Here is a 7,946-nt window from a genome sequence, read left to right as displayed (position 1 = left end):
GGCGGCCTCGGCGAGCACCCGGTGCAGCGTGATCGGCTCCGGCGTGGTGTGGCGCAGCGCCGTCTCCCAGGCGCCCTCCACGCCCGTCGTGCCGAGGTTCACCGCCCGGTGCCCGAGCGCGATCCAGATCTGGCGCAGGAAACTCGCCACCGAGGTCTTGCCGTTGGTGCCGGTCACCGCCGCCATGACCCGCGGCTGCGCCCCGAACCAGAGCGCCGCGGCGCGGGCGAGCGCTGCGCGCGGCTCGTCCGACACGATCAGCGCCGCGCCCGCCGCCGCCACCGCCGCGCCGCAGTGCGTCGCGCCCTCGGCATCCGTCAGCACCGCGGCCGCGCCGCGCTCCAGCGCCTGGGGCACGAACCCCGCGCCGTGCGCGCGCACGCCCGGCAGCGCCGCGAAGAGATGCCCCGGCGCCGCCTCGCGGCTGTCCACGCAAAGCCCCGTGATCTCCGCCGCCGCGCCGCCCCGCGCCGCGAGGCCCAGTTCGGTGAGGGTCTTCGTTCCGCTCGTGTCGCCCACGCGCCGCCTTTCGCTGGTCAAGAAGGGGGCCGGCCCCGCGCCGGCTCAGTTGGCCGTCAGCGTTACACCGGTCACCGGCTCGGGTTCAATCTCCGGCCGGAGCCCGAGCAGCGGCGCGGCGCGCCGGATGAGCTCGGCCGCCACGGGCACCGCCGTCCAGCCCGCCGAGCGGCGTGGCTCCTCGCCGCTCGTCTCCACCGCCTCGTCGAGCGTCACGACGAGCGCGTAGGCCGGATCGTCGGCGGGGAAGACACTGGCGAAGGTGGCGATCACCCGGTCCTCGTAATAGCCGCCCGTGGGCTTCGGCTTGTCGGCGGTGCCGGTCTTGCCCGCGACGCGGTAGCCCTTCACCTCGGCCATGCTCGCCGTGCCGTCGGTGACCACGCGGCGCAGCATGTCGCGCGCGGCCGCCGCCACCTCCGGCGCCATGACCTGCGCGCCGTCCCGCGGCCCGTCCTGTCTCAGGAGCGTCGGCGTCACCTTGCGTCCGCCGTTCGCGATCGTCGCGTAGGCCGCGGCGAGATGCAGCGGCGTGATCGAGATGCCGTGCCCGTAGGAGACGGTCACGGTCGAAACCTCGCCCCAACGCCCGGGCAGGAGCGGCGCACCGCCCCGGGCCTCCGGCATCTCGATGGGCACGAGGTCGGTCAGGCCGAGCCGTTCGAGGAAGTCGCGCTGACGCTCCGCCCCGATCTCGAGCGCAAGCCGCGCGGTGCCGCGGTTGGAGCTGTTCACGACGATCCCTTCGACCGTCTGCTCGCCGTAGTCCTTGCCGCGGAACTCGCGGATCGGGAAACCGCCGATCCGCATCGGCCCCGAGGTGTCGATCACCGTCTCGTCGTCCACCACGCCGAGCTCGAGCGCCTGCGCGGCGGTGAAGATCTTGAAGGTCGAGCCGAGCTCGTAGACGCCCTGCAGGGCGCGGTTGAAGAGAGGGCTCTCGCCGGGGTCGGTCCCTGCAGCCGCCGCCGGCCGGTCGTTCGGATCGAAATCCGGCAGGCTCGCAAGGCTGACGAGTTCGCCCGTCTTCACGTCCATCAGCACCGCGGCCGCACCCTTGGCGTCGAAGAGGCGCATCGCGCCCTCCAGCACCCGTTCGGTCGCCGCCTGCACCGTCAGATCGAGCGAGAGCGCGAGCGGCGTGCCGGCCTGCGCCGGATCGCGGAGGCGGTCGTCGAAGGTCTTTTCCACCCCGGCGCGGCCCACCACCTCGGCGGCGTGCACGCCTTCGCGGCCGAACCCCGCGCCGCCGAGGACATGCGCGGCGACGGGGCCGTTGGGATAGAGCCGCATCTCGCGCGGGCCGAAGAGAAGCCCCGGCTCGCCGATGTCGTGCACCGCCTGCTTCTGCTCGGGGCTGATCCGGCGCTTGATCCAGAGGAACCTGCGGTCGCCGGTGAAGTCGGCGACGAGGCGCTCGGCGTCGAGGTCGGGGAAGATCTCCGCCAGGTCGCGCGCCGCGCGCTCGGGCTCGATCATGTCCTGCGGATGGGCGTAGAGGCTGTGCGTCTCCATGTTGGTGGCGAGCACACGACCGCGGCGGTCGGTGATGTCGGCGCGCTGCGCGAGAATCGCGGCGGTCGACGCACTTACGCGCGGCTCCTCGGGCTCGGAAGCGGCGAGATCGGCCATGCGGGCGCCGACGACGCCGAAGGCACAGAGGAAGCCCACGCCGAGCACCATGAGCCGGATCTCGGCGCGCTGGCGCAGCCTGTCGCGCATTTCCTCGTGGCGCAGGCGGATGTTCTCGCGCTCGATGGCGTCGGGGCTCTCTCCCTTGGCGCGGGCCTCGAGAATGCGGGCGAGCGGGCGGAGCGGGCGGCGGATCATCGCGCCGCCTCCTGCGACGAGAGCTCGATCGTGGCGCTCAGCCCGGGGAGCGGCGGCGTCGGCTCCGGGTAGGCCACCTGGTCGACGCGCGCGAACTGCTCGGGGCGCAGGGGCAGGAGGCCGAGCTCGTCGTAGCTCATCTCCGCCAGCATCATCAGCCGGTCCGGCCGGTTGAGATAGGCCCATTCGGCGCGCAGCACGCCGAGCCGCGCCCGCGCGGCGGCGATCTCGTCCTGAAGGCGCTCGGTCTCGGCGATGGCCTGCTGCGTGCGGTAGTTCTCGCGGTAGGCCCAGAAGGCGAGCCCGATCACCGCGACGGCGGTCAGCATGAAGACGACGGTGCGCATGTCGCTATCCCCCTGAGACTCGTGGCAGGCCGATCTCTTCCGCGGCGACGGGTCCGGCCGGCGCATCGGTGCGCCACGCCACCCGGAGCCGGGCCGACCGCGCGCGCGGGTTCGCGGCGACCTCCCCGGCGTCCGGGCCGACCGCCTTTTTCGTGACGATCTCGAAGCGCGGCGCCTCGGCCTCCACCTCCGGGGCGAAGCGGTTGGGCCGCCCGCCCTGCCCCGCCCGGCGCTGCATGAAGCGCTTCACGATCCGGTCCTCGATGGAATGGAAGGTCACGACCGCGAGCGCGCCGCCCGGCGCGAGCGCGCGCTCGGCGGCCATCAACCCCTCGTGCAACTCGCCGAGTTCGTCGTTGACCGCGATGCGCAGCGCCTGAAAGCTGCGCGTCGCCGGGTGCACCTGCCCCGGCTTGGGGCGCGGCAGGCAGCGTTCGACGATCCCGGCAAGCTGCAGCGTGCGCTCTATGGGTGCGGTGGCGCGCGCGCGCACGATCGCGCGCGCGATCCGGCGGCTGGCCCGCTCGTCGCCATAGGCATAAAGGATGTCGGCGAGCGTCGCTTCCGGCGTCTCGTTGACGATATCGGCGGCGGTCGGTCCCGCCTGCCCCATCCGCATGTCGAGTGGCCCGTCGACCTGGAAGGAAAACCCCCGTTCGGGCCGGTCGAGCTGCATCGAGGAGACGCCGAGGTCGAGCACCACGCCCTGAAGGTCCGTGCCGTGGCGGTCGAGTTCCGAAAAGACGTCCTGAACCAGCGTGAGCCTCTCGCCCCAGGCCGCGCCCCACTCCGCGGCGAGCTCCAGCGCCAGGGGATCGCGGTCGAGGCCGATGACCTCGTCGGCGCCGGCCTCCAGCAACCCGCGCGCGTAGCCGCCCGCGCCGAGCGTTCCGTCGAGCCAGCGCCCGGAGACCGGCGCCACCGCACGCAGGAGCGGCGCAAGCAGGACCGGGGTATGCGGCGCGGCAGCGGCCACGCCTCAGGCCTCCGGGTCCGGCACGTCGTCGAGCAGCGCGAGCGGATCGTCGGCCGAGTCCATCTCCTCGAGCACGGCCTCGATGCGCGCCTGCTTGTCGGCGTATTTGTCGGGCGACCAGATCTCGAAGTGGTCGAGCTCGGCCACGAAGCGCGCCTCGCCCTTGATGGCGAAGGGCTCGCGCAGCGCCTGACCCAGAACGATCCGCCCGTTGTCGTCGAGCGTGAGCTCGACCACGTTGCGCACGTAAAGCTCGGTGAGCGGCTCGCGCCGGGGATCCTTGCGCGGGAGCCTGCGAATGCGCTCGCCGAGGGCGTTGATCTCGGCGACCGTGAAGCACTCGAGGCGCCGCCCGCTGCGATCGCCGTAGGCCACGGCGACGCGCGGCGGCTGGCCGGGGCTGCAGTCGGGATCTCCGGCCTCCAGCACACGCCGGAAGCCGACCGGGATCGAGACCCGGCCCTTGCTGTCCACCTTGTGGAGGCTTTCGCCCCGGAAGGTGACGCCCACGGCCCTTTCTACCTCCGCTCGCTCGTCCCGCGCGCCCCGGACGCCGGACACGAAACGGCGGACCGGGCTGCTGCCATGGCCCGATCCGCCGCCCTCGTCCCGTCGCCGGGCTGTCCGGGCGCAGCGTCACCTGGGGGGATGTCTGCTGCCTGCGCGCCGGAACTCTTCAGTCCTGATGAAGGGGTGTTGCCTGTATGAAACCCGCTGCCCTTTTCGGGTCTGTGCGGTGGATCGCTTTCACTGCCTCGTCGTGTCCCTCATCACGTGAACAGTGATGCCATGGGTTCAGATGCAAATCAATGCCTTTTTATGGTACTGCGTGGAGCAGACGCGTATTTCGCGCGTCATGTCGCGCGCCACGCCGCAGCGTCAGCGCCCGCACGGCCGAACGACGGCAGATCTTGCGGAGCACTGCCCCCGCGACCCCATATCTTCGAGTTTCGGCACGCGGCGGCACCTGTGACCGATCCGCCACACCGCGCCCGCCCCGAGCCTTTCGGACCGGACCGGGATCGGCCGAGGCCCGCATCGCGGCAGAGAATCCCCGCGAGTCTCGCGCTGTGCCCATCCGGGGGCATGAGACTCCAGGCCACTCGCCCGCACCGGGCATTCCGAGGGGCACCACCGGGCAGATAACAGGGGGAGGTTCGTTCACGCAGTGCCGCCTCGTTCATCAGGAGGGCGGCCCGACTGCCGAAAAAATAGGTCAGCACTGCATATGCATTCGCCGCATGGCAGCATTGACCAGCCGACCATTGTGCAGGCGCAGCATTTTGCTAAATTGAAGATCAACGGCGCAGGGCACACAGGGTGCAGCGCCCACGAGATAGAGTTCAGAAAGCCCTCTCCTCCTCCCTGGGTTTTCTGTCACTTGCGGCGGCGTCTTCCTCCTCCCTGACGTCGCCGCTTCTTACACAGGGCGCGGCCACAGGCCCCGCCCGACCGAGATCGGGGCGTCCTCTCCTCCTCCCTGGGCGTTCCGTGACTGGCTGAACGGCCTCGGGCCGGCAGCCGCAAGCATACGGGTGCGGATCCACATCGTGCCCGGTTCGAATCGAGGCGCCCCTCCTCCTCCCTGGGCGTTTCGTCGATCAGAGCGGTAGCGCCCTCCTCCTCCCTGGCGCTGCCGCTCTTTTTCTGTCCGGCGCCCCGCTCTGTCGGCAGCCCGGTGGCGCGCAGATCCGCCGCGCTCTCAGAAGGGGATATCGTCCGCCGCCGTCACGAAGCGCGCGACCACCTTCTTCGGCCCCGCTTTCTCGAAGTCGACTTCCAGCTTGTCGCCCTCGATGCCGATGATGGCGCCGTAGCCGAATTTCTGGTGGAAGACGCGCTCGCCCACGGCGTAGGCGCTCACCGCCTCGAGGTCGATGACGCTGTGGCGCGTCTCGCGCGGCTGGCTCACGGGCCGCTCGCCCGCCCGCGCCTGCATCCGTTTCCAGCCGGGGGAGTTGTAGACGTCGGCGCGCGCCGCCTCGACCTCGATACCGCGGCTCGCCGCCGCACCGTAGCCGCCGCCGTAAAGCCCCGGCGGGGTCAGCACCTCGACGTGCTCCTCGGGCAGCTCGTCCACGAAACGCGACGGCAGCTGCGACTGCCACTGCCCGAAGACACGCCGGTTGCCCGCAAAGGAGATCGTGGAGACCTCGCCCGCCCGCGTGATCCCGACATAGGCGAGGCGGCGCTCCTCCTCGAGGCCCTTGACGCCGGACTCGTCCATCGCGCGCTGCGACGGGAAGAGACCATCCTCCCAGCCCGGCAGGAAGACGGCCGGAAACTCCAGCCCCTTGGCGCCGTGCAGCGTCATGATGCTGACCTTGGCGCCCTCGCCCTCGGACTCGTTGTCCATCACGAGGCTCACGTGCTCGAGAAAGCCGGTGAGATTCTCGAACTCCTCCAGCGCCTTGACGAGCTCCTTGAGGTTCTCGAGCCGGCCCGGCGCCTCGGGCGTCTTGTCGTTCTGCCACATCGCCGTGTAGCCCGATTCGTCGAGGATGATCTCGGCGAGCTCGACATGGCTGATCTCCGGGTCGCCCGCCATGCGTCCCCAGCGGTCGATCCCGTCGAGAAGCTTCGCGAGCTCCGCCGCGCCCTTGCCCGAAAGCCCGCGCTCGGCAAGCAGCCGCTTCGCGCCGTCGACAAGGCTCGTCCCCGCCTCCCGCGCGGCGAGCTGGATCTTCTGCTGCGCCTTGTCGCCGAGGCCGCGCTTCGGCGTGTTGACCACCCGCTCGAAGGCGAGGTCGTCGGCGGGCGAGACGGCGAGGCGGAAATAGGCCATCGCGTCACGGATCTCCATCCGCTCGTAGAAGCGCGGGCCGCCAATCACCCGGTAGGGCATCCCGATCGTGAGAAAGCGGTCCTCGAAGGCGCGCATCTGGTGGCTGGCGCGCACGAGAATCGCCATCTCGTCGAGGGAAAAGGGCCGCATTCCCCGCGTGCCCCGCTGCATCGATTCGATCTCCTCGCCGATCCAGCGCGCCTCCTCCTCGCCGTCCCAGTGCCCGATGAGGCGGACCTTCTCGCCCTCCTCCGCCTCGGTCCAGAGCGTCTTGCCCAGCCGGTCGCGGTTGGCCGCGATCACGGCGGAGGCGGCGGCGAGGATATGCGGGGTGGAGCGGTAGTTCTGCTCCAGCCGGATCACCTCGGCGCCCGGGAAGTCCTGTTCGAAGCGCAGGATGTTGCCCACCTCCGCCCCGCGCCAGCCGTAGATCGACTGATCGTCGTCGCCCACGCAGCAGATGTTGTGGTGCCCGCCCGCGAGCAGGCGCAGCCAGAGATACTGCGCGACGTTGGTGTCCTGGTACTCGTCCACGAGGATGTAGCGGAACCAGCGGCGGTATTGCTCCAGCACGTCGTCGTGCGCCTGGAAGATGGTGACCATGTGCAAGAGCAAGTCGCCGAAATCGACGGCGTTCAACTCCTTCAGCCGCGCCTGATAGAGCGCGTAGAGCTCCGTGCCGCGGTTGTCGTAGGCGCCCGCCTCCGAGGCCGGCACCCGGTCCGGCGTCCAGGCGCGGTTCTTCCAGTGGTCGATGATCCCGGCGAGCTGACGCGGCGGCCAGCGCTTCTCGTCGATGTTCTCGGCGCGGACGAGCTGTTTCAGAAGGCGCAACTGATCGTCGGTGTCGAGGATCGTGAAGTTCGACTTCAGGCCCACGAGCTCCGCGTGGCGGCGCAGGAGCTTCACGCAGATCGCGTGAAAGGTGCCGAGCCACGGCATCCCCTCCACCGCCTCGCCCAGCAGCCGGCCGATTCGCCCCTTCATCTCGCGCGCGGCCTTGTTGGTGAAGGTCACCGCGAGAATCTCGTTGGGCCGCGCGCGCCCCGTGTTCAGAAGATGCGCGATGCGCGTCGTCAAGGCCTTGGTCTTGCCCGTCCCCGCACCCGCGAGCATCAGGACGGGACCGTCGAGCGCCTCGACCGCGGCGCGCTGCGCGGGGTTCAGCCCGTCGAGATAGGGGGCGGCGCGCGCGCTCATCGCGCGCTGGCTCAGGGGGGTATCAGGGGCGCTGTTCATGGCAGGAATGTAGCGCAGCGCGCCGGCGGGCGAAAGCGTGTGTTCGCAGGATGTTCCGGCCCTTTCCGGCGCGACCGGCCCCCTGCGCCCTCGCGTGACGCACGGAACGGGCCGCATCGGAGCGGATCGCGCGCCCGGGGCGTCAGGCCGAAACGCGCGGGCGCCGCGCATGACCATGGACGGGGAAATCGCCCCGGCCCGCGTCGTGGGCGCACGGGGCGGTGGCGCGCCCGGTCCGCACGCAGGGCCG

General features: G+C 70.9%; 6 protein-coding genes. All 6 read right to left on the bottom strand.

The window, feature by feature from the left end:
• On the bottom strand, positions 1–519 hold a 519-nt coding region (locus ACESL7_RS10210), incomplete at its 3' end, for a Mur ligase domain-containing protein (RefSeq protein ID WP_372893221.1).
• A 45-nt stretch (positions 520–564) separates the two neighbouring features.
• Entirely contained in the window at positions 565–2,349 is a 1,785-nt protein-coding gene (locus ACESL7_RS10205; protein WP_372893220.1) for a peptidoglycan D,D-transpeptidase FtsI family protein, read from the bottom strand.
• Positions 2,346–2,696 (bottom strand): cell division protein FtsL, encoded by a 351-nt coding sequence (ftsL, locus tag ACESL7_RS10200; RefSeq protein WP_372893219.1) that lies wholly within the window; start codon positions 2,694–2,696, stop codon positions 2,346–2,348. The genes ACESL7_RS10205 and ftsL overlap by 4 nt, the downstream gene beginning before the upstream one ends.
• Before the next feature lie 4 nt (positions 2,697–2,700).
• Complete coding sequence (gene rsmH, locus ACESL7_RS10195) at positions 2,701–3,672, bottom strand: 16S rRNA (cytosine(1402)-N(4))-methyltransferase RsmH (protein WP_372893218.1); 972 nt, start codon at positions 3,670–3,672, stop codon at positions 2,701–2,703.
• A gap of 3 nt (positions 3,673–3,675) precedes the next feature.
• Positions 3,676–4,182: a division/cell wall cluster transcriptional repressor MraZ gene (locus ACESL7_RS10190; RefSeq protein WP_372893217.1), complete on the bottom strand. Its 507-nt coding sequence runs from the start codon at positions 4,180–4,182 to the stop codon at positions 3,676–3,678.
• A gap of 1,192 nt (positions 4,183–5,374) precedes the next feature.
• Positions 5,375–7,696, bottom strand: coding sequence for an ATP-dependent helicase (locus ACESL7_RS10185; RefSeq protein ID WP_372893216.1), 2,322 nt, complete (start codon positions 7,694–7,696; stop codon positions 5,375–5,377).
• Positions 7,697–7,946: the final 250 nt, after the last annotated feature.

This window comes from Rhodosalinus sp. (assembly GCF_041685465.1).
Taxonomy (GTDB): domain Bacteria; phylum Pseudomonadota; class Alphaproteobacteria; order Rhodobacterales; family Rhodobacteraceae; genus Rhodosalinus.
The sequence above is the reverse complement of the archived record's forward strand: the minus strand, read 5'-3'. Positions and strand labels throughout refer to the sequence as shown.

Excerpts from the sequence above, each read along its gene's own strand:
- ACESL7_RS10205 (WP_372893220.1), bottom strand. The coding sequence starts at position 2,349 with ATGATCCGCCGCCCGCTCCGCCCGCTCGCCCGCATTCTCGAGGCCCGC.
- ftsL (WP_372893219.1), bottom strand. The coding sequence starts at position 2,696 with ATGCGCACCGTCGTCTTCATGCTGACCGCCGTCGCGGTGATCGGGCTC.
- ACESL7_RS10185 (WP_372893216.1), bottom strand. The coding sequence starts at position 7,696 with ATGAACAGCGCCCCTGATACCCCCCTGAGCCAGCGCGCGATGAGCGCG.